This window comes from Marinomonas algae (assembly GCF_047525555.1).
In the GTDB taxonomy this organism is placed as follows: Bacteria; Pseudomonadota; Gammaproteobacteria; order Pseudomonadales; family Marinomonadaceae; genus Marinomonas.
In genome coordinates this window covers 180,549-201,393 of sequence record NZ_JBLIXK010000002.1, presented here as the reverse complement: position 1 = coordinate 201,393, position 20,845 = coordinate 180,549, and the positions used below count along the sequence as shown (strand labels likewise).

18 protein-coding genes are annotated in these 20,845 nt (G+C 42.8%); 11 read left to right on the top strand and 7 right to left on the bottom strand.

The window, feature by feature from the left end:
* Position 1: 1 nt before the first annotated feature.
* Genes ACMUMQ_RS05255 through ACMUMQ_RS05245 form a run of 3 tightly spaced genes read left to right on the top strand, consistent with a single transcriptional unit; the run spans position 2 to position 2,945 of the window.
* A complete protein-coding gene (locus tag ACMUMQ_RS05255; protein WP_414680959.1) occupies positions 2-1,021 on the top strand; it encodes a FecCD family ABC transporter permease in 1,020 nt (339 codons plus the stop codon).
* Positions 1,018-2,082 (top strand): FecCD family ABC transporter permease, encoded by a 1,065-nt coding sequence (locus ACMUMQ_RS05250; protein ID WP_414680958.1) that lies wholly within the window; start codon positions 1,018-1,020, stop codon positions 2,080-2,082. Before ACMUMQ_RS05255 ends, ACMUMQ_RS05250 begins: the two co-directional genes overlap by 4 nt.
* A 41-nt stretch (positions 2,083-2,123) precedes the next feature.
* Positions 2,124-2,945, top strand: coding sequence for an ABC transporter ATP-binding protein (locus tag ACMUMQ_RS05245; protein WP_414680957.1), 822 nt, complete (start codon positions 2,124-2,126; stop codon positions 2,943-2,945).
* Between the two features lie 62 nt (positions 2,946-3,007).
* On the opposite strand, the gene ACMUMQ_RS05240 is transcribed toward ACMUMQ_RS05245, so the two are convergent.
* The gene (locus ACMUMQ_RS05240) at positions 3,008-4,435 is read right to left on the bottom strand and encodes an aminotransferase-like domain-containing protein (RefSeq protein ID WP_414680956.1); all 1,428 of its coding nucleotides are present in this window, start codon (positions 4,433-4,435) and stop codon (positions 3,008-3,010) included.
* Between the two features lie 243 nt (positions 4,436-4,678).
* Here ACMUMQ_RS05240 and ACMUMQ_RS05235 point away from each other — a divergent pair, with 243 nt between their 5' ends.
* The 4 genes from ACMUMQ_RS05235 (at position 4,679) to ACMUMQ_RS05220 (ending at position 6,327) form a co-directional block, all read left to right on the top strand.
* Complete coding sequence (locus ACMUMQ_RS05235) at positions 4,679-4,885, top strand: hypothetical protein (protein ID WP_317004542.1); 207 nt, start codon at positions 4,679-4,681, stop codon at positions 4,883-4,885.
* Positions 4,882-5,493, top strand: coding sequence for a LysE family translocator (locus ACMUMQ_RS05230; protein ID WP_414680955.1), 612 nt, complete (start codon positions 4,882-4,884; stop codon positions 5,491-5,493). Before ACMUMQ_RS05235 ends, ACMUMQ_RS05230 begins: the two co-directional genes overlap by 4 nt.
* 4 nt (positions 5,494-5,497) lie before the next feature.
* Complete coding sequence (locus ACMUMQ_RS05225) at positions 5,498-5,797, top strand: GIY-YIG nuclease family protein (RefSeq protein ID WP_414680954.1); 300 nt, start codon at positions 5,498-5,500, stop codon at positions 5,795-5,797.
* Between the two features lie 86 nt (positions 5,798-5,883).
* Positions 5,884-6,327, top strand: coding sequence for a VOC family protein (locus ACMUMQ_RS05220; protein ID WP_414680953.1), 444 nt, complete (start codon positions 5,884-5,886; stop codon positions 6,325-6,327).
* Here ACMUMQ_RS05220 and ACMUMQ_RS05215 read toward each other — a convergent pair.
* From ACMUMQ_RS05215 to ACMUMQ_RS05205, 3 genes are all read right to left on the bottom strand, one after another.
* The gene (locus tag ACMUMQ_RS05215) at positions 6,305-8,299 is read right to left on the bottom strand and encodes a RecQ family ATP-dependent DNA helicase (protein WP_414680952.1); all 1,995 of its coding nucleotides are present in this window, start codon (positions 8,297-8,299) and stop codon (positions 6,305-6,307) included. The two genes, ACMUMQ_RS05220 and ACMUMQ_RS05215, sit on opposite strands and share 23 nt — an antisense overlap.
* Positions 8,296-9,312, bottom strand: coding sequence for a serine/threonine protein kinase (locus ACMUMQ_RS05210; RefSeq protein ID WP_414680951.1), 1,017 nt, complete (start codon positions 9,310-9,312; stop codon positions 8,296-8,298). The genes ACMUMQ_RS05215 and ACMUMQ_RS05210 overlap by 4 nt, the downstream gene beginning before the upstream one ends.
* 129 nt (positions 9,313-9,441) lie before the next feature.
* A complete protein-coding gene (locus ACMUMQ_RS05205) occupies positions 9,442-10,710 on the bottom strand; it encodes a response regulator (protein ID WP_414680949.1) in 1,269 nt (422 codons plus the stop codon).
* Positions 10,711-10,966: 256 nt separating this feature from the next.
* On the opposite strand from ACMUMQ_RS05205, the gene ACMUMQ_RS05200 reads away from it, so the two are divergent.
* Positions 10,967-12,529, top strand: coding sequence for a methyl-accepting chemotaxis protein (locus tag ACMUMQ_RS05200; protein ID WP_414680948.1), 1,563 nt, complete (start codon positions 10,967-10,969; stop codon positions 12,527-12,529).
* Positions 12,530-12,537: 8 nt separating this feature from the next.
* Here ACMUMQ_RS05200 and ACMUMQ_RS05195 read toward each other — a convergent pair whose 3' ends face one another.
* Complete coding sequence (locus ACMUMQ_RS05195) at positions 12,538-14,157, bottom strand: methyl-accepting chemotaxis protein (protein WP_414680947.1); 1,620 nt, start codon at positions 14,155-14,157, stop codon at positions 12,538-12,540.
* A 449-nt stretch (positions 14,158-14,606) separates the two neighbouring features.
* Between ACMUMQ_RS05195 and ACMUMQ_RS05190 the strand changes: the two genes are divergently transcribed.
* Both ACMUMQ_RS05190 and ACMUMQ_RS05185 read left to right on the top strand, forming a co-directional pair.
* Positions 14,607-15,035 carry a YqaA family protein gene (locus tag ACMUMQ_RS05190; RefSeq protein ID WP_414680946.1) on the top strand — a complete coding sequence of 143 codons (429 nt, stop codon included), beginning with the start codon at positions 14,607-14,609 and terminating at the stop codon, positions 15,033-15,035.
* 72 nt (positions 15,036-15,107) lie between these two features.
* A complete protein-coding gene (locus tag ACMUMQ_RS05185; protein WP_414680944.1) occupies positions 15,108-15,764 on the top strand; it encodes an SPOR domain-containing protein in 657 nt (218 codons plus the stop codon).
* Positions 15,765-15,843: 79 nt separating this feature from the next.
* Here ACMUMQ_RS05185 and dapA read toward each other — a convergent pair whose 3' ends face one another.
* Positions 15,844-16,716 (bottom strand): 4-hydroxy-tetrahydrodipicolinate synthase, encoded by an 873-nt coding sequence (gene dapA / locus ACMUMQ_RS05180; protein WP_414680943.1) that lies wholly within the window; start codon positions 16,714-16,716, stop codon positions 15,844-15,846.
* Positions 16,717-17,103: 387 nt separating this feature from the next.
* Here dapA and ACMUMQ_RS05175 point away from each other — a divergent pair, with 387 nt between their 5' ends.
* Complete coding sequence (locus tag ACMUMQ_RS05175; protein ID WP_414680942.1) at positions 17,104-19,068, top strand: polysaccharide lyase family 7 protein; 1,965 nt, start codon at positions 17,104-17,106, stop codon at positions 19,066-19,068.
* Between the two features lie 104 nt (positions 19,069-19,172).
* Here the strand turns inward: ACMUMQ_RS05175 and ACMUMQ_RS05170 are convergent, their stop codons facing one another.
* Positions 19,173-20,660, bottom strand: coding sequence for a DUF3612 domain-containing protein (locus tag ACMUMQ_RS05170; protein WP_414680941.1), 1,488 nt, complete (start codon positions 20,658-20,660; stop codon positions 19,173-19,175).
* Positions 20,661-20,845 lie beyond the last annotated feature (185 nt).

The following is a 20,845-nucleotide window of genomic DNA, read 5'->3' as shown; positions in this document are numbered from 1 at the left end:
AATGACCCTTTGGTTTAATTCAGCGCCCGCGCAAAGATCCATAGTAAGTGTATTAGTGCCAGCCGTTTTACTGCTGGCACTTTGCTGTGTCTGTAGCCTGCTGTTTGGTGCAGGTGAAATTGGTCCTAGGTTGGCAATTCAAGCCTTGCTTGGAAACGGCAGTGATGACGCACATTTTGTTATTTATGAATTACGACTTCCTCGTACTTTAGTGGGTTTGGTTGCAGGGCTTTGTTTAGGTGTGGCTGGCGCCTTGATGCAGGCGGTGGCTCGTAACCCATTAGCTGAGCCGGGCTTGCTTGGCGTCAGTGCGGGCAGTGCATTTGCTGTGGCGGTTGCTCTATCGCTCGGAATGAGTATTGCCACTTTACCGGTTGAACTTGCACAAATTGGCGCCTTAATTGGCTGCTTTTGTGTCATTGGTGTGGCGCAAATGCAAGGTCAGAGAAATGATCCTATTCGCTTAGTGTTAGCCGGTGCGGCTTTAACTAGCTTGCTAACCGCCATGACTTCTATCCTCTTGCTTTACAATGAAAAAGCCGCTGACGAAATTCGCTTCTGGGTAACGGGCAGTGTGGCTGGCCGTCATCTTGATCAACTCGTAACTTTACTGCCTTCCTTGTTGATTGCTTTGTGCTGTGTGCTTTATGTCGCGAGACCTTTAGCGTCTCTCGCATTGGGTGAAAGAGTGGCCATTGGCTTGGGTTATAAACCGAGCCGGATTCGTTTGATTGTTGTGTTTGCTGTTGCTTTATTGGTTGGCGCGGCGACGGCCATTGCTGGGCCAGTGATTTTTGTCGGTTTGGTCGTGCCATTTGCAGCACGAGCTTTAGTCGGCGCAGATATTCGCCGAACCTTGTGGCTTTGTTTGCCTTTAGGGCCTGTGATGATCATCAGTGCGGATGTCTTTTCAAGGCTGATTGCACAACCTGCCGAAATGCCTTTAGGAGTGCTAACGGCCATTGTGGGCGCGCCTGTTTTATTGGCTATTGTCCGTTCTCAACGGTTACCAACATTATGATAAAGCCTCACGATTTAAAAGCATCCGCACCTGAAGGCTATTGGTGCCTTTCAGTGGCCAACTATGCTTGCTTGGTTGACCGAGCGGCTGTGTCTCGAAATCTTCTTCTGTGTGGTTTGCTTATCATGGCTTGTGTGGCTTCGTTGGCGATTGGAACTGTGGTTTTAGCACCTTTGGAAGTGGTGAAAGCCTTATTTGGGGAAGGCGATGTAATGAGTCAGTTTGTTGTTCAGGATTTACGCCTACCGCGATTACTGGCAGGCGTGTATACCGGAGCGGCATTCAGTCTGGCTGGTTGCTTAATGCAAACCTTGGCGCGTAATAGGTTGGCGACACCAGGTATTATTGGTATCGATAATGCTGCGATGGCGTTTGCGGTTTCATCTATCGTTGGTGTGGGGATTTCACTTGCACCGTCAGCGATGGCACTAGCTGGTGCGGCCACGGCGACGGCGTTGGCTTTTGGTTTAGCTGGAAGCAGTGGCACAAGGGGTTATCGTTTTATTGTTGCTGGTATTGGCATTGGCGCCATTGCTGGAGCAGTGACGCAGTTATTATTAAGCCAAGTGGCAATAGATACGGCAAATGAGGCTTATCCTTGGACAGTAGGAAGCTTAAGTGCTCGCTCTGGTTTGATGGTCAGTATTTTGGGCGTTGGGTTATTAATAAGCCTGGTCAGCTGCTTATTGCTCACACATTTCTTCTCGCTTATGTCATTTTCCGATGCGGTGGTAACTAGCTTAGGCAGCAACATGAAAATGCTACGTGTTGTGGCCTTGAGCCTGTCGGTTTTATTAACAGGGCTGGCCGTTGCGGTTGCTGGCCCAGTTGGTTTGATCGCCTTGATTGGCCCTGAAATGGCCAGAGTCTTTGCCCGTTATCGTGGGATTCCGCTTATTGGCTCTGCATTAGCGGGTGGTTTAATTATGGTGGTTGCTGATTTGGTCGGACGGACGATTTTATCGCCCATCGAATTGCCTGTGGGAATAGTGACTTCTATTGTTGGTGGACCTTACTTGATTTGGATCTTGGTTCGCCAAGGCTCCAAGCACACTTTGTAAATGATATTCGCCCTAGATTTGATAAAAAGGATAGGTATTTCGTGACTCAGTCATCATTGTCGGACAATGTTAAAACAGTCCCTTTAAGTGCAGAAAATTTGACCTTAAAGCACGCTAAAACCACCATCATTGAAAATTTAGATGTTGCTTTACCAAGTGGGAAAGTAACGGCCATTGTTGGGCCAAATGGTTGTGGTAAGTCCACCTTGTTAAATGGTTTGTCGCGTATTCATCTGTCAAGTACTGGTGCGGTTCTGTTGGATGGTAAAGACATTCATAAATTACCATCGAAAGAAGTGGCTCGCCGTTTGGCCTTGTTGCCGCAAGATACCATAGCGCCTGATGGCATCACAGTGACAGAACTGATTCGATTTGGTCGTCACCCTCATCATAGTGCGATGAAGCAATGGATGATGGGTGATCAAGAAGCCATTGATTATGCATTAAATGCAGCGGATTTAAGTGACTTAGGAAACCGCCTTTTGGACACCTTGTCTGGAGGTCAACGTCAGAGAGCTTGGATTGCCATGTCGATAGCTCAAGAAACGCCATTGTTGCTATTGGATGAACCAACCTCTGCGTTGGATTTAGGGCATCAAATCGAAGTGTTTGAGCTGATCAAAGAGCTGTCTGAAGAAGGCAAAACCATTGCAATGGTGGTACATGATTTGGCGAGCGCATGCCGTTACGCTGACCATGTTATTGCAATGAAAGATGGCAAGATTATTACCCAAGGTTGTCCAAAAACCATTATGACGAAAGAGCTTGTTTTAGAACTTTATGGCATTGAATGCGATTTAATTCCTGATCCTATGACGGGCAGTCCAATCTTGATCAATATTAAAAGAGTGAAAACAAAGTAGAGAATCAATACCAGAAGGTTTGATCTCTACACCGAAGTGGATTTAACAAGAAAAATCCGCTGTTATTTTTGCAAGCTCTTTTCTGCAAGAGTCTCTTTAATGATTTTGGCTAATGTCTTGATGGCTGCTTCCCGTCGCTCTGTATTTTGTTCACTGAAGTTCAAACGAAAACAGTTTCTGTATTTGCCTGTTGCGGAAAACAACGGACCGGGCGCAAAGCCAACCCCTTCCTTGCGACACCTTTCTACTAATTTCATGCTATCAATCTTAGGAGTCAGCTCGACCCATAAAATGAAGCTGCCATCTGGAAAGCTGACGCGTGTGTCACTTGGAAAATGCGCTTTGATGACTTTTAGCAAATGGTCCCTTTGTGGCTCATAGTTATGCCGCATTTGGCGTATGTGCTTATTGTAGCCACCTTGGCGAATAAATTTGGCAATGGCGAGCTGTGGAAAAACAGGACACATAGAACTGCTCACGTACTTCACATGAGTGACTTTGTCGCGATAACGCCCCGGAGCAATCCATCCCACTCGAATACCCGGTGCAATGGATTTAGAGAAAGACGAACATAAGAGTACTCGGCCATCGGTATCGAAGGATTTAATGGTTTTTGGACGTGGGAATTGGTACGAAATATCCCCATAAATATCGTCTTCTATTATGGCGATGTCATAGTTCTGCGCCAGTTTATAAAGCTGCTCTTTACGCTCTTCAGGCATGGTGTAGCCCATCGGATTATTACAAGTCGGTGTCACAAAAATGGCTTTGATTGGCCATTGATCTAACGCCAATTCTAAGGCTTCTATGCTCATGCCAGTTTCTGGATGCGTGGGAATTTCCATGGCTTTCAAGTTGGCTGCTTTTATAGCTTGCATAGAACCGTAAAAGCTTGGTGATTCAATGGCAATAATATCGCCGGGTTCTGTAACGGCTCTTAAGCAAACTGAAATAGCTTCCTGACAACCGGATGTGACCACTAAATCATCAGGGTGTAGTTGGCAGCCAGAAGCAACAGCCAATCGACACAGTTGTGAGCGTAATTCTTCAGCGCCTCGAATATCCGCATAAGATAAACCTAACTCTGGCTTTTGTTTAGATAAATCCGAGAGGGTTTTGAGTAGCGGCTTTAGTGTCGGGGCTTTCATGTCTGGCATGGCGTGTTGCAATTGCACGCCTTTGAGACTGCCACGAATCATCAGCATATTGAGGACTTCTTCCCATTGGGAAACCTCAAGAGGGCGCTGTGGCGGCCGTGATGTACTGGGTAAATTGTCTTTTTTCGGTTGGCAAACAAAATAGCCAGACTTTGGCTTTGCTTCGACAAGCTGGTCTTGTTCTAGCTGACGATAAGCTTCTTGTACGGTTGAAATGCTGACATTGTGTTCCTGTGCTAATTGGCGCACAGAAGGCAGTTTGTCACCTGCTTTATAGAAGCCATGCTGTATGTGTTCTCGTAAGCGCTTAGCGAGTTTCTGATAAAGTGTCATGGCTTCTCCTTTTTTAAACCTATCTTTCACGTCTTGTCATATATTGTAAAACGTTAAGTCTTGTTGGATGACCATACAGATTTCAATTTATTCTGCCATACAGATCAATAAATGCAGTTCTGTATGATTATTTTAGTGTTTTTTTGAATCTGTATTGCCTTATGGCTTTGTTCTAAAGTGGTTAATCATACACATGGTAACTGCTTAAACGGTCTAAGCAGTGCGACATAAGGAGAGAAAGTTATGCTAATCATCAGTTTGTTTGTTCATATTCAGCATTGCGTTGTGCGTTATAAAACTCGTAAGGCCTTGGTGTCATTAACAGCTGCACAGATGACAGATATTGGAATGACACAAGAACGCCAACAAACAGAACTTTCTCAAGCCTCTGTGAAAGGTTTTACACGAGACCTGATCGATAGAATCAAAAAAGGCAGGGCATTATTATGATGGAATTGTCTTTTTTCTTGGCGTTGGCGATCTTCTCTTTTGTGATGTCTGCAACACCGGGTCCAAATAATATTATGTTGTTAGCGTCTGGTGCTCAGTTTGGTTTTCGACGAACCTTGCCTCACATGTTTGGAATTGGCATAGGGATGGCGATGTTGATTTCATCAGCTTTACTGGGGCTGGGCGCTTTGTTTTCCTTATATCCACCTTTGTATAGTTTGCTCAAATGGCTAGGAGGCGGTTATTTGCTGTGGTTGGCTTGGAAGATTGCCAATGCGCCTGTTAATGGTTTATCGACAGGCTCAGGTGAAAAGGCTGCGCCTATGCGCTGGTGGCAGGCGGCTTTGTTTCAGTTTATTAATCCGAAGGCTTGGATGATGGCGATCAGTGGCGTGGGAACCTTTACTGTTCCTGGGGATTTGTATGTGCAATCGGGGCTTTTTCTTCTGGTTATTTTTGCCTGTGTGAATCTTCCAACGATTTCACTTTGGGCTGGATTAGGTGTGAGCATTCGTGGTTGGTTAACGGATACTACACGTCAAAGAGCATTTAATATTATGATGGGTGTGGCAACAGCGTTAACCTTATTAATGATTATTCAAGATTAATGGCATGACTGAAGAAAATACAACGGCACCTCAGTGGAGTATTTATATGATTAAAACCCGTCTAAATACTTTGTACACGGGAATCAGCCTTGATGTGGCGCGTCGCTTTAAAGAGCATTCTGGAGACAGTAAGCGCGCCGCACGTTACTTAAAAGGTAAGGGGCCATTAGAGTTAGTTTGGCAGCAAGAAGTGGGCACTAAAAGTGATGCTCTTAAGCTGGAGTACCAAGTTAAACAATTGAATAAACGTCAGAAATTACAATTGATTAATGGCGTAATCGACATCCACTTGTTGAGAAAATAGACCTTTGGAGAAGCTTGTTTTTCTGGGCAATCATTCGTAGCATGAGATGTATTCTTTAATGGCTTATAAGATGGAGATAAGGCGCTATGATTAGTCATTTTGACCACATTGTATTAACTGTGGCAAATATAGACAGAGCGGTGTCTTTTTATGAAACCGTACTGAAAATGGAAGCGATCACTTTTGGTGACGGGCGAAAAGCCGTGAAGTTTGGTCAGCAAAAAATTAATTTGCAGTTGCTAGGCGAAGAGCTTCGAAATCACGCAATGGAAGGTTCAGGTGATTTGTGCCTGATTACGGATTGGGCGATGGCGGATGTGATTGCTCACCTAAAAGAATGTGATGTGTCTATTCTAGAAGGTCCTGTTGCTAAATCTGGTGCTCAAGGTCCAATTGAGTCTGTGTATTTTAATGATCCAGACAATAACCTTATCGAAGTGAGTGTGTATTTAGACTCCACAGAGAATGAGCCCGTGGAGCCTTCATCCGATTCTATTGAGCCAGATACTAACGAGAAAGAAGCGGAGTAACGGCTTCTAGCACCGCTTGATAAGCTTGCTCTTCATATATTGCAAAGCCTTTTAGTTGGCGAGCTTTGATTTTAGTGAAAATAGGCTGTGTTAAGCCTGTTAAGAAGCGAGTAATCAAAACAGCCGTAATCAGCGTGTTTGGGCTTTTATGGCGAACATGCTGAATGAACTCTTCTACGTGCATGGCAAGGTGTTCTCGCCATGCTTCCATTTCAAACGAATTTTCTTCTGTTGTCTTTGGCTTATCCAAGAAAACCAAGACGTTCTTCCGACACACTGAACAATGACCACAATTCTCTGGCGCGTTTTGATCCCCAAAATAACGGGCGAGATTATGGTTTAAGCAGCGGTCGAGTTGGAAAAAGCGAATCATTGTTGCAATGCGAGAAATTTCTGCAGTTTGCTTTTCCTCAACGTATTCATGTAATTGATTGGCGAGAATCTGATGATGAAAAGCGTCTGGGTTAATTTGGTAAACCTCTGTTAGACCTTTGCTTTCTAGAGTGAGAACGTTTTTGTCCGCGGCAAACTCTAGGACTAGTAAAACGTCGCTTCTCGATAAACCTGCTTGGTTAAATAGCTGTTCGAAGTTAGGTGTTCCCCAGATTTTTTTGTATTGAATACCTTTTAAAATGGCTTGATAGGCGCTTTGCCATTCTGGTGGAATCTGGCTTGCAAAAGCGGTTCTGTCTCCTTCCCACTTGAGTCGAACATCAGCGTAATAACTGTATTTTGGCGTTATTGCGCCAAGCAGCTCTAATTGAACGAGTAGGGTCTTTAAGGGCAAAGAGCGGATGTTGGTTTGGTTAGACAATCCATAAAGCTGAGTTTCCCACTCTAAGTCATTGGTTTGTTCTGCAATGATGGTGAGTAATGAGTCGATATTTTGTGGTTCTGGTGTGTCGCCATAAACAAAGTTTTCGAGCGTGTGTAGGCCTTCTAAATTAGCGAGCAGAACACATCGGCTGGCTTGGTTGTCCCGTCCTGCGCGGCCAATTTCTTGACTGTAATTCTCAATGGATTTAGGTAAGTCATAATGCACAACTAAACGAATATCGGATTTATCAATGCCCATTCCAAAGGCAATGGTCGCCACTATGATGCGAGTTTTACCCGTCATAAAGTCAGCTTGGATTTGGCTTCGAATCTCGTTTCCTAAGCCTGCATGGTAAGCCGTTGCTGAATAGCCATCGGCACGTAAGGCGTTGGCAAGGTCTTCTGCTGTTTTCTGTTGAGTGACGTAAACAATGCTCGCGCCTTGAGGGGCGTTCTGAGAGTCGTTTAGTACGGCTTTTAATCGGTTAAGTTTCTCGTGACTGGGTGTCTGAATCAGATCGATGTCTAAATTACGTCGATAGAATCCTGTTTGCACTATGTGTTCTGGGTGGATAGAAAACTTCTGTGCCATGTCTTTTTGCACTCGACGCGTCGCGGTTGCGGTGAGCAATAAGACTAAGGGAATGGCTAATTCTTGTTGATAATGGGGAAGCTTTAAATAATCTGGTCGGAAGTTATGACCCCATTCCGAGATACAGTGGGCTTCGTCAACGACCAACATGGATATTGGAATCTGTTTAATAAAGCGTCGAAAACGTTCATTTTTAAAGCGTTCTACTGAGATCATTAAGACTTTGATTGAGCCGTTCTGAACGCCAGCCATAACTGCTTGGCTTTCTTCTTTTGTTTGGCTTGAGTCTAAGCTTGCCGCAGCAATGTTTTTAGAACGTAAGAATTCGAGTTGGTCATGCATCAAGGCAATGAGCGGCGAAATCACCAAGGTTAAATGGGGAAGTTGCGTGGCTGTGAATTGATAGCATAAGGATTTACCTGAACCAGTTGGAAATACTGCAAGAGAAGAGTGGCCAGATAAAAGTTGTTCGATGGTTTGTCTTTGTCCTTCACGGAATTGATCAAAGCCAAACAGAGCGTGTAGTGAGTTCTCCATAGTTTCTGCCGAGTCCATTCGTTTCATCGGGAAATATTCCCCCATTCTAGTTCGCAATTTTTTAATTCATTTAAATGATTTAGCCAATATTCTTCTGAGCCAAACCAAGGAAATGCTTTTACAAACGCAGGGTCGCTCCATCGACTCTGCAACCAAGCGGCGTAATTGATCACACGCACACTTTTGAATACATCGATTAAGTCTAGTTCTCTTGTTTCAAAAGGCAAATAGTTCTCGTAGCCTTCGATAATTTCGCTTAGCTGCTGTCTTGGGCTTTCTGTCTGGGTTAAATGCAACCATAAATCTTGTACGGCAACGCCATTTTGGCAGTCATCGAAGTCCAGTAAATGAAATTGACCTTGATGCAACATGAGGTTACTACGGTGGCTGTCCCCATGTACTGGACGCAGCTGAGCTGGCCAATAAGTTTGTATGCGTTTTTCACACATGTCTCGTAACTTGGCGATTTGTTGCTGATAAATGGGTGTCAGTTTTTTAGGTAAAACATTTGCCGATAGAATTTGCTTTGCTGCTTGATCAATTTGCATCAAAGGTGACACGCTGATTCGCTGCGAGAAGGGCTGGTCTGACATTTTTTGATGTACTTGGCCGATGAGCTCGCCTAACTGATAGAGCTCGTCTAAATTATCGGCTTCAGGGTGTTGTCCAACCAATCTTGGGGACAAGCAGAAAAAAAGCCCTTTGTGGCTAAAAAGGCTTTTGCCTTCAAATTCCAATGGTGCAACTACAGGTACATCGTCTGCTTTTAGTTTTAGTAATGTCGCATGTTCTTCAAGAATTTGTGCTTCAGTCCAACGTTCTGGTCGATAAAATTTGGCAATGACAGGAGCGCTGTCTTCAATTCCCACCTGATAAACTCTGTTCTCATAACTGTTTAAAGGGTAAATCCGAGAGTCACTCCAAAGTCCTGTGGATTCAACCGCATCTAAAATGACATCAGGAATAAGAGAGGAAAACGCGAGGCTAGCCGATGTTGTGGCTTTGTCAGTTTGTTTAGCTGAAGTGTTATTTGCAGACATGGTTTAACCTCTTAACTTTACCTTTAGCTCTAATGTCTAGCATGGTGTCAGCATTAGAGGTAGAAAATCGAACGGTGACGATAACGAGGACGAGGCGTTATAGCAAGCAAAGGTAAAGAGAAAGAAGGGCTAATGTTTTAAGCCAAGGCGTTTTTCTAGCGTATAGGTTTGGGCGTCTGTTAGTGGTGAGGCTTGTTTTGAGTTGATGAGATGGTTCCATTGCATCCAAGATTTGACTGCGGCTTCTTGATGATTTCGAACCAAATACTGCTGTATTTCAAGCCTAAATGAGTTAGAAACCACAGCAGGGTTTGCTTTTCCAAAGGTGCGTAGTCTTATTAATATGCGCTTAAATTTGTCTGCCAATTTAAGGTTATCTTCGGCGGACTCCATTAAATGAGTAAGGCATTTCAAAATATCGTAATGATATTCTACTTTTTCAAATGCGGTTTCTCGGGTTAAACGAATGACACGAGAATAGGCATGTTCAGCCGTTGTCCAATCTTCCATGGTCATACTGATTTGAGCTAAGCGTACAGATCGATCAATGGCTCGAGGCGATACTTCAATTACCTTTGACATAGCAGCTTGTGCTGCTTCTAAATTGCCTAAACCCTCTTGAACGTCGGCAAGTAGGTCATAGGCAGACAAGAAGTAACGACTTAGCTGAATAGTGTCTTCTAGCTTTTTGATTGTTGCAAGGGCGTTGCCAAGCTTCAATTCACATAACGCCACACCAAAGTGAGCCCAGGCGAGGTTCTTATTCTTTTGAATAATTAACATGTAATGTCGTTTGGCGTCTTTATAATGGCCGCGGGCATGGAGTGATTCACCGATGACTTTAAGACATTGGCTTGTAAAGTTTGGATGTTGCGCCATAACGTCTCTTGCGAGCGTTTCCATTAGCTCGTAGTTTTTCATTTTTCGCGCTGTATTGATGTCTTCGAGTATTTTCTTTTGCTTTTGTACTCGTTCGAATCGACGATAAAAAGCGGCTGGCGGGAAAGGCTTAACTATGTAACTGTCAGGTTGGTATTCCAACACATTTACAACACTTTCGTAAGCGGTATCGGCGGTAACCATAATGAAAACAGTGGAGTGATCTTGAGAGTAGTTTTTGCGGGCTGTTTCTAGTATTTGCTGTCCATCAATGCTGCCATTTAGGTTGTAATCAGACAGTACGACATCGTAGTGTTTTTCTAAAATGCGTTTAATGGCAAATTGGCCGGATGATTCAACATCAATATTGGAGTAACCCAAGGACATCATGAAGGACTTCAGCATGATGCGCATTTCACCAATGTCTTCGATAATCAAAACACGTTTGTTTGATAAGTCAGTGAATTCTTGCTGAACTAAATTGCTACTTTCCGTGTTGCTAAGCGTTACGTTAATCACAATATTACCCGATAATTTAAGCCTTAAATAAATTCCATCTTTCTTCACTTATACCAATGGGATTGAAAAAATACTAGCGGTAACTCTCAATTTACCAAAAATTACTAATTATTACGCAAAAAATAACCTTTTATACTGGTTTGGGCGGTTCATTGATAACTACTACTTTAGTCTTAGGTTCCTTGTTTTACGTTGACCTTCCATGAGCTGCGTTAAACACTAGAAAAAATAATAATTAAAAGAGAAGGGATGTGTGATGTTGTATTTCCAATTTTCTAGCGCTCTAGGTGTTTTCATAGTATTTGTTTGTGGTTATTTCTTTGACGCCATTTCATTACCATACGTTGTTGTCGGTTCTTTGCTTAGTCTATGTTTAATCCTTTTAAATTTGCCAAATAAAGCTAAGAAGTCGTGTAAAAATGATGCCGAGATAAAGTACGAACAAACTTCTTTGTATTCAGACATGAGTAAAAAAGTCACGGATGCAACGTCAAAAATGGCAATTGGCGCAGCGGAAGTCTCTCATTTTGTCGATACACTGACGAAAGACATTCATCATACTCATACGGATAGCGAACAAATCACCCAAGCGGTTGAAAGCTTGTCTAATACTGGTCTGACGTTGTCTCATAACTTGGGGCAACTGTCAGAAACGGTTTCTCATACGGCTCAGTCGAGCCAGACAGCACAAGCGGCATTGACTCAAAGTGCTGAGCAAATAAATGAACTTACTGACAAGGTGCAAAGAGCCAGCGAGCAATTGGCTTTACTGACGAAAAGTGCCGATGACATAGACAGCATCACAACCGTTATTATTGGCGTTTCAGAACAAACCAATCTTTTGGCTTTAAATGCGGCGATCGAAGCGGCTAGAGCAGGAGAACAAGGGCGAGGCTTTGCTGTGGTTGCTGATGAGGTTCGTGCTTTGGCTGCTAAGAGTGCCGATGCTTCTGAGCAAATTTCAGGTCTGTTAGCGGAAGTTCGTCGCAATAGTAAATTAACAGACAGCGAGATGGTTTCGGTAAAAGCGCTCACTGGATCACTTTCTGCAACCATGTTGGATGAAACTCAGCGTTTTGTTTCTTTGGCAGAAGAGATTCAAACAGCGTCTAAGGTGTTAGCAGAAGTGGAAAGTGCAGGGGAATCATTGGGTGCAACCAGCGCACAAATTAATAGCTCTATTTCGCGTATAAGTCATTCTTTGGAAGACATTTCAGCGCGGAGTGATGTGTTGTCTAAAGAGGCCTCTAATTTAAGCAATGGTGCTGAGGTGGTCTTTAGAGAGTTAGATAAAGTAGATGATTCATTGTTTTTTTCTGACTTGGTTAGTAGCGCAAAGTCTTGCGCTCAAGACATTGGACAGCTTTTCGAAACAGCTATAGAAAATGGAAAACTAACAAAAGATGCTGTTTTTTCACGAGATTATCAGCCGATTCAGCAAACCAATCCTCAAAAATACAGCACAGCGTACGACGCTTTTAGTGACCAAACTTTCCCAGCGATTCAGGAAGCGGTTTTAGATAAATACGAAGAAGTGATGTTCGCTGGCGCTGTGGATGTTAATGGGTATTTTCCAACCCATAATAAAAAATTCAGCCAACCTTTGAGTGGCAATTACGAAAAAGACCTAGTCAATAACCGTACTAAACGGATCTTTAATGACCCAACTGGATCCCGATGCGGCGCTCATACAGACTCTTTCTTATTGCAAACTTATAAGCGCGATACCGGTGAGATTCTTCATGATTTATCGGTCCCCATTTTTGTGAACGGTGAACATTGGGGCGGCTTCCGTATGGGCTTCAAACCTAAGGTGTAGAGTTGAGCCTATACGGTAAATTGCGTGACCAATTGTCGTAATTGAGATGCGCAATCTTGTAGGTTGTTAACCGATGTTTGAATGTTATTTGAATTATGGCTTGTTTCTTCGCTGATTCCAGCAATGCTTTCTAGTGTTTGGTGAACCGTTTGAGAAGATTCATGTTGGCGGTTTGCCGCCTCACTGATATCGCTATTGAGTTGCGAAATCGACAACACGCCATTTGCGATGTCAGTAAAAGCCTGTCCCGCTTGTGATGTTTGCTCTGCCCCTTGGTTGGCTGTGCCTCTTGCCAATGACATGACATCCACTGTTTTCATGGTTTGTTGAGTTAGCTGCTCGATTAATCCGCCAATTTCCGTTGCGGCCAGCTGGGAACGCTGTGCTAATTGACGAACTTCGTCGGCAACAACGGCAAAGCCTCGGCCTTGTTCTCCGGCTCTTGCGGCTTCAATCGCTGCGTTCAATGCCAATAAATTGGTTTGATCTGCAACCTCGGTAATAATCCCTAATCTATCGTTGATGTTAGTAACTGCTTCGCGCAACTTTTGAATTTGTACTGCTGCGTCACCGACTTCATTCGAAAGTTGTTGAATGTCTTGGTTTGCTTTATCCATCACTCCTAATCCTTGTTTGGAGTGCTTACCTAATTCTTGAGTGGTGCTGTTGGCTTGTTCCGCAATGGTTAATGTTTCATGCACCGAGGCCATGACGCTTTGCATCAGAGTAGAAGCTTTTTCGATGTTGAATAACTGCTGAGTAACGCCTTGGGCTGTTTTGTTTGTCGATAAATTTGTTTGGTCAACTATGGTGTCTAGCGTTTCACTAGAATGGCTGACATTGCGTACAATGGCCTGAAAATCATTCATCATGCTGTTAAAGGCATGAGACATTTCTCCCATTTCATCGTGACCACTGAACTCGACTCGTTGAGTTAAATCACCAGAATGCTGAACAGAAGTCATTGTTTTACATAAAGATGTTACTCGGCTTGTGACTAGGTGAATGATATAAAGTGCCGAGCCTCCAACCAAGATAGTCAATACACCGACTAAAATACTGTAATCCACTAAAGCTGTGAGGAAGAAATCAATCACGGCGTCCATGGAAGAAGTGGCAACAATGGTGATGTTCCATGGCGAAAAGGAAAAGCTGCTAGCAATGAATCGATGAAGCGAGCCATTTGTACCTTTAAAGGAGAACCCAATACTCTCCTTGCTTTGTTTTGAAGGCGTACTGGAAGTGCTTGATTGCAATGCATTGACGAGAGAGTTCGGTGCTTTTGATCCTTGGTAGCTGTTTGGAGCAGAAAGCAAAGAGTGATTGCTTTTATCAATGACCCAAAGACCTTGGTTGTCGCCATAGTTAAAATTCGCGAGTAATTGAATCGCTTTTTGTTTGGCTTCTTTCTCTGTCAGGTGGTTGGCTTCTTGTTGCTCATAGATGGGCAAAATAGCGGTATGGACTATGTCCAAAATATCCTGAGTTCGGTCTTGTCTTGCGTCTACATGGCTATTAAATAACGTAGTGAGGGAAACAATAATAAGCGCTGTGGTTCCGACTGACATGAGCCCAATAATTGCCCATAATTTGTAACGAATTTTTATGTTATTAATGCGATCCTGCATTTTCTCTCCACCGCGTATGAGGTTATTGTTTAATCGTGATTTAATAGAGGCAGAGAAATAACTCTACGTTGAAGCTAGGGAAGGTGCGAATAAGTCTTCTGAGCTTCAGTCTTATCAGAGAAACGGTCTATCAAGGCAAGAGTGAGCAGGAATGTTAATACCTTTCAATCACTCTTAACGCAGAGAGGCCGTTTCTCTGAAAGACCCGAAGGGCGTGGGCTAAACTCTTTTTATTCTTTGTTAAGCTTCTTGCCAATATGTTCATATTGGACTGCGAAGCTTGCCTCGAATAATAAAGGTTTATCCACACGCTGAAGCCAGTGGGCTTGTTCGTACCTTCCCTAGGTTAAAGGGTTTAGGAAAAGCTGCCTAGGTGGAAAGGTTGCTCTAAGTCATTGTTTTGTTATTTATTGATTTATTTCATTTGAAAAAGCGGTAAGAGGAAATTTTTGGATTATTGTTTCGTATTTGTTATTGCTTTTTTATCGGCGACCATTTTGCCTTTAGGCTCTGAAGGCGCCTTGCTTTTTTATGCTTCTGATGGCTCTTTATCCGTGTTTTTTCTTTGGCTTGTTGCCAGTTTAGGGAACACATTAGGCGGTGTCGTGAATTGGTGGCTTGGTTTGTATTTACTGAGATATCAAGACAAAAAGTGGTTTCCAATCAGTCATGCTACGCGAGTGAAAGCAGAAAAAGTTTTTAATCGTTATGGCATTTTGAGCTTATTATTCACTTGGTTACCTGTTGTTGGTGATGGGATTACTTTAATATCAGGTGTATTACGAACCTCTATCTGGTACTTTTTACCTTTAGTATTTGCTGGTAAAGCAATACGTTACGCTTTACTTTTATGGGGACAAAACCTGTTCTTTAGTTGATATGGTGTTTTTTTATCCTAGAGCATCAGTAAAGAATAGAGTGCCTTAATGATTTAATAGGAGAGTTGAACAATGGGAATAGCAAAAAAATTGGTCCTTGTTATCGCTGGATTGTCATTAGGTGCTTGTTCGTCTGTAGGAGAGAGAGAAGAATTTTTGAGCTTCAGTGATGTGCAGATGAAAGTTCGAGAGCACGATGAAAAATTGAAAAATGTACAACCTACATTAACAAGAATTGATGCTTTAGAAGCTGAAATCGCAGACTTAAAAGAAGAAAGAGCTGCTTTAGCCAATAAAATTGAAGAAATAGAGCATATGGCTCAAAGTAATATGCATAATGCTACAAAAATGGAGTCGGAAAGGTCAGTTTCAGCTAGTAAGGAAGTTACTAAGACTGATGCTGATAAAATAGAGACAGCACCTTTAAAACCATTAAAAACGGAGACAGAGGCATCTTCTCTAAAAGAGTATGGTGTTCAGCTTGCAGCCTATAGAACTAGGCTCGAAGTTATTCATGCTTGGAATCAATTAAAAAGGAATGATTCAGAGTCTTTCAAAGGTCTTGAACCTCGTGTTTATCAAAAAACAATTAATAGGCGAGATATGTATCAATTGAAAGTTGGAGGTTTTCCAATTAAATCTGATGCGGAACGCTTTTGTAATGTATTGAGAAAGAAAGGACAAGATTGCTTTGTGACTCAATATAATGGTGATAGTTTTTATAACTAACTATACTTTCTATAAAATGCCAGAACATGTGTGCTGGCATTTTTGTATCAACCTTCTTGCAAAGGTAAAACCTGAAAAACTAAATAAGTTCTAGTTCTTCCATAATCGTTCGAATTGTGGCTTTTGTACTCTCTTGTAAAGGCACAATAGGTAAACGGCACTCCTCTGAACATAGCCCAAGTAGGGACAGCGCGTATTTTGGCCCTGCAGGATTAGGCTCTATGAATAGAGCGTTATGTAACGCAAATAATTTGTCTTGTAACTCGGCCGCTTCACGGAATAAGCCTTGATTACACAATCTATGTAATTCTGCGACTTGCTTTGGCGCAATATTAGAGGTGACGGAGATACAACCTTGACCGCCTCCAACATTATAAGCAACAGCTGTTATGTCATCGCCGCTTAAATAGTCAAAAGGTTTGGTGATGAGCGCGCGCTCACGAATTGGGCGGGTTAGGTCTCCTGTAGCATCTTTTACGCCTATGACTCTCGGTAACTCAGCAAGACGCGCCAATGTTGTCACTTCCACACCGACAATAGCACGAGGTGGAATGTTATAAATAATCATAGGGAGCTTGCTGTTGTCATGCACATATTTGAAATGTTCATACAAGCCAGTTTGATTTGGTCGGTTGTAATATCCGGCAACATGCAAAGTCGCGTCTGCGCCAGCTTGGTAGGCAAACTCAGAGTAATTTACTGCTTCAATAGGGTTGTTTGATCCAGCGCCGGCTAGAACAGGTACAGCTTTGCTTGCTTCTTGAACTGTAATTTCAATAACACGTTTGTGTTCTTCTTCACTCAAAGTAGGAGATTCGCCTGTTGTGCCAACAGGAACTAGACCATTGATCCCTTGATCTATTTGCCAGCGCACTATATTGCGTAAGGCTTCTTCGTCAAGCTGACCATTTCTAAAAGGAGTAATTAACGCTGTGATTGCACCGTGAAACATACAGTTACCTTATATATTTTTTAGCCGGAGCATTCTGCTGAAAAGGGAGAGTTCGTCCGCCAGCAAGAATGCTGCCGGGGAGTTTTGAATCTTAAATCCGCACGTCAGCACCGCAAAGCTTCTTAGCCTTACGTTTATCGCCGTTGCGTTTATTTAAGAAAGAGTGGTTCATAAAGTTTGTTACGTGTACTGATTAAGTGGTTTCTATGCTGCCGTGTTCTCTATCAAAGGTCAATACATGCGAGAAATTTATCTTTACGGTGTTTATGCAAAAAAAGTGAATTTTTTATTTGTATTATAATATGGCTTCATATATTTTATTTGTCAGTAGTGATTCTCACTACAAGCAAACATTAATTACACCAACAATAATAAAAGGGTGTTGATATGACTAACTTGTTCAAAGGGACGATGGGCGTTTGCCTGTCTGTACTGGCTGTTGGCTGTGCAGTGATCCCAACTCCTCCTCCAGTGACTGCTACTGCTAGCGATCACGACGGTAATGCTCCCGAAAGACTTATTGATGGCGATCTAAAAACTCGCTGGTCTGCCAATGGCGATGGTGCTTGGGCAGTATTAGACTACGGCAAAAATATAGACATCGACGCCGTTAAAATGGCCTTCCACAAAGGCGACGCCAGAGCCTCATCATTCATGATTGAAGGCAGTAATGATGGCGTAACATGGACAACTCTTCTTCCAAAAACACAAAGCTCAGGTACGAGTTTAGGATTAGAACGATTCGACCTAGAAGCGACTCAAGCTCGTTATATTAAATATGTCGGTTTTGGTAACACTTCTAATACGTGGAACAGCCTTACGGAACTCATGGCGGCAAATTGTGAAGTAGATAGCTGCCCTACATCTGAATTAAACCCGATGGCAGTTGCCTCTGTTCCTGTTAGTGTGACAGCAAGTGATCATGATGGTAACGGTCCTGATAGACTGCTAGATCATGACTTGAAAACACGTTGGTCGGCAAATGGCGACGGCGCATGGGTTGAGTTCGATTACGGTAAAGTCATTGAATTAGACGCTGTGAAATTAGCTTTCCATAAAGGTAATGCTCGAGCAACGTCTTTCCTGTTAGAAGGCAGTGAAGATGGCAAAATTTGGAATACTATTTTGCCAAAAACAAGCAGTTCAGGTTTCTCTAATAATCTAGAGCGTTTCGAGTTAGAGTCAACAAAAGCGCGTTACATTAAGTATGTTGGTTACGGTAACACATCCAATACATGGAACAGCGTAACAGAGTTCTTGGCCGCTAACTGTGCTGTAGATGCTTGTCCTATCAGTGAAACAGCGCCTGAACTTGAAAAAATGGCTGCCATTGAAAAAGCAAAAGCAGAAGCGAAAAAATTGGCTGAAAGCAAAAAGCCAAAAGTTCGTCCAGGTGATTTCGGAACACATGTGCCTTTAATATGTGATGCGAAAGTATCTGACTGTACTTGTTTGAAAACAAACCCAACTTGTCAGTGGTGGGAAGCTCCTCTACCAGTTGTAGATGTGCCAGCACAAGTTCGCCCTGACTTTAAACCAGGTCAAAACTTTGATTTAGGTGGTTGGTACTTATCAATTGCAACAGACCATGACGCAAATGGTAAGCCTGATGATGTGCCTGAACAGTACCTTGCCCAAGGTTATGAGAATCCTGATTTCTTCTATACGGCGAAAGATGGCGGCTTAGTCTTCAAAAGCTTTATCAAGGGGGTTCGCACTTCTAAAAACACAAAATATGTTCGTACTGAACTACGTCAAATGTTGCGCCGTGGTGATGAAAGCATTCCTTTAAAAGGTGTGACGAAAAACAACTGGGTATTTGGTTCTGCTCCTGAAGAAGACAGAAAAAATGCGGGCGCAGTTGACGGTGTATTAGAAGCAACATTGAAAATAGATCACACAACGACAACAGGTGAACCTGAGCAAGTAGGTCGTTTCATTATTGGTCAGATCCATGCTAATGATGATGAGCCTATCCGCCTTTATTTCCGACAGTTACCAGGTCATAAAAAGGGATCTGTGTACTTCGCTCATGAAAACAGAAATGAAGGTTCTGATGTTTACTATGATCTAATTGGTAGCCATTCTGGCGCTGCTGCGGATCCTGTTGACGGCATTGCACTGGGTGAAGTGTTTAGCTATCGCATCGAAGTAAAAGGCAATGACATGACGGTAACTGTTTCTCGTGATGGTAAGCCTGATGCCGTGCAAAAAGTAGACATGAGCAACAGTGGTTATGATGCTGGTGGTCAATACATGTACTTCAAAGCCGGTGTGTATAATCAAAACCATTCTGGCGACCCAGAAGATTATGTACAAGCGACTTTTTATAAGTTAACAACGAAGCACTAATTGTTATATAGCGCTTTTGCTTAACCCTAAAAATCCCCGTTAACTTTAACGGGGATTTTTTTGTCCAGAAATTCCTATGTTTTCTAATGCGGCTTCAAACCAGATCAATTCACTTCACATTGCTGATAACAGCTTGGTGATCTTGGGCAGACGGCGCCACGGGAGCAAATAAGCCTTGCATCGTTTTCTATACCTCGCTCGACCCAGTTAATATTGAGAATCTTTGCAACACTCATGAGGTCTTTTTGAATGCTTCTGGGTATTTTTGTTGAACCACCTTTTGTGACACATACTTGGCGTAAATCCGCTGCAATGGATAGAGCATCTTTTCCTTGAGCCTGAATGGCTGGATTAAGGTCGATACCAGAGCACAAAACATGACTGTTGCCAGCAAGATCGTGCACTTTTATGGACTCACAGGCATAAATTTTAGGCTCGTCACCCACATTTAAAATGGAGATTTGAGTAGACGTTCCTGTGCTTGGGTCGCTGATTTTTCGGAACACAGACCAATGCTGGCAAGGGTCTTCTACCATACTCATATTTCCCCAAGGCAGAGGAATGCCATTGCCACGATAAACCGCTTTTAATTTGCCTGGCGCATACGCATCAAAATAATGCCAATGGGGGTAGGGAGAAGCCGCGGTCATTCGGCGCATGGTGACGGATTCAGATACACCGGCCAGTTGTGCTGTATTAATCTCATAACCATTACGGTCGAGCATTTGCCTGAATGGCACTTTTGGACAGAGCAGTGCGCCCGCAAAAAAGCTGCATTCGAAGTCGCGCCAAGCGTATAAAATGTCCTGCGCATCCATGCCAGAGGATTGTATTTTTGATGTTTTAGTTTGTAGCGGAGAGATTTCATTTCGACCCGTGACCAATATGTTTTTCATGCCGTCTTTATCATGCAATACCGCATGGCCTATATGCACAGCGAGATTGTATTTTAAGCGTTGTGGCTGGGCTTTCATGATTTGATTGATGTAGATGCTGTTTGGTGGATTAAAAAAAGAGGTCACAAGGTGACTTTCATTCATGCCCATTTCGTTCAAAACGGCTAACGGTGTTTTGCGAAACCACTTGATCTGTAGTCCCATTTGTTTGGTAATCGCGACAATTTCATCAAGACTTAAAGGTAAGCGCTTAAGCCCCACTTCTTCTGCAGCCCTTTCTAAATCAGGAAAATGGTTTTGATGGTGCTCTTGATGAGCTCGAATGAGTAAATGCGCAAATTGTCGGCCACTGGTTCCTGTCTGAGACAACATTTCTGGAATGGCTATTTGTAAGATTTCTTTGGAAAATAAAAAGTTTGGCTCTAACGCCATGCCATTGATGCCACCACCAGAACCTTTTGACGGAGTGATGGCCTCTTCTTCTGGAATATCATCCAAAAACCATTCGACATTTTTTTGAAAAACACTTGCGATGACTTCTAAAACGTCTTCACTGGGAATACGTTTTCCTCTTTCTATCATGGATAAATAAGACACAGAAGGCGCGCATTCCGCGTCTATTTTTACACATCTCGATGATAGATCTTCCATCGTCAAACGGTTGCGTTTACGCAGGTTGCGGATCTTGGTACCCAAAAAATGGGCTTTTCTATTAAGGCTATTTTTATTCTTCATTTTTGTAAAATTTACACTGTGTAATTCTTATTGTGAAATTTCAGCTTAGTAAGACATAGACTATAAATCAAGCAAGCGGGAATGTGACTCACAATTGACCTCTCCCAACTGCTCAACAGCTAACAATAAGAAGAAAGCTTATTAAA

Excerpts from the sequence above, each read along its gene's own strand:
- ACMUMQ_RS05255 (WP_414680959.1), top strand. The coding sequence starts at position 2 with ATGACCCTTTGGTTTAATTCAGCGCCCGCGCAAAGATCCATAGTAAGT.
- ACMUMQ_RS05250 (WP_414680958.1), top strand. The coding sequence starts at position 1,018 with ATGATAAAGCCTCACGATTTAAAAGCATCCGCACCTGAAGGCTATTGG.
- ACMUMQ_RS05240 (WP_414680956.1), bottom strand. The coding sequence starts at position 4,435 with ATGACACTTTATCAGAAACTCGCTAAGCGCTTACGAGAACACATACAG.
- ACMUMQ_RS05235 (WP_317004542.1), top strand. The coding sequence starts at position 4,679 with ATGCTAATCATCAGTTTGTTTGTTCATATTCAGCATTGCGTTGTGCGT.
- ACMUMQ_RS05230 (WP_414680955.1), top strand. The coding sequence starts at position 4,882 with ATGATGGAATTGTCTTTTTTCTTGGCGTTGGCGATCTTCTCTTTTGTG.
- ACMUMQ_RS05225 (WP_414680954.1), top strand. The coding sequence starts at position 5,498 with ATGACTGAAGAAAATACAACGGCACCTCAGTGGAGTATTTATATGATT.
- ACMUMQ_RS05220 (WP_414680953.1), top strand. The coding sequence starts at position 5,884 with ATGATTAGTCATTTTGACCACATTGTATTAACTGTGGCAAATATAGAC.
- ACMUMQ_RS05215 (WP_414680952.1), bottom strand. The coding sequence starts at position 8,299 with ATGAAACGAATGGACTCGGCAGAAACTATGGAGAACTCACTACACGCT.
- ACMUMQ_RS05210 (WP_414680951.1), bottom strand. The coding sequence starts at position 9,312 with ATGTCTGCAAATAACACTTCAGCTAAACAAACTGACAAAGCCACAACA.
- ACMUMQ_RS05200 (WP_414680948.1), top strand. The coding sequence starts at position 10,967 with ATGTTGTATTTCCAATTTTCTAGCGCTCTAGGTGTTTTCATAGTATTT.
- ACMUMQ_RS05195 (WP_414680947.1), bottom strand. The coding sequence starts at position 14,157 with ATGCAGGATCGCATTAATAACATAAAAATTCGTTACAAATTATGGGCA.
- ACMUMQ_RS05185 (WP_414680944.1), top strand. The coding sequence starts at position 15,108 with ATGGGAATAGCAAAAAAATTGGTCCTTGTTATCGCTGGATTGTCATTA.
- dapA (WP_414680943.1), bottom strand. The coding sequence starts at position 16,716 with ATGTTTCACGGTGCAATCACAGCGTTAATTACTCCTTTTAGAAATGGT.
- ACMUMQ_RS05175 (WP_414680942.1), top strand. The coding sequence starts at position 17,104 with ATGACTAACTTGTTCAAAGGGACGATGGGCGTTTGCCTGTCTGTACTG.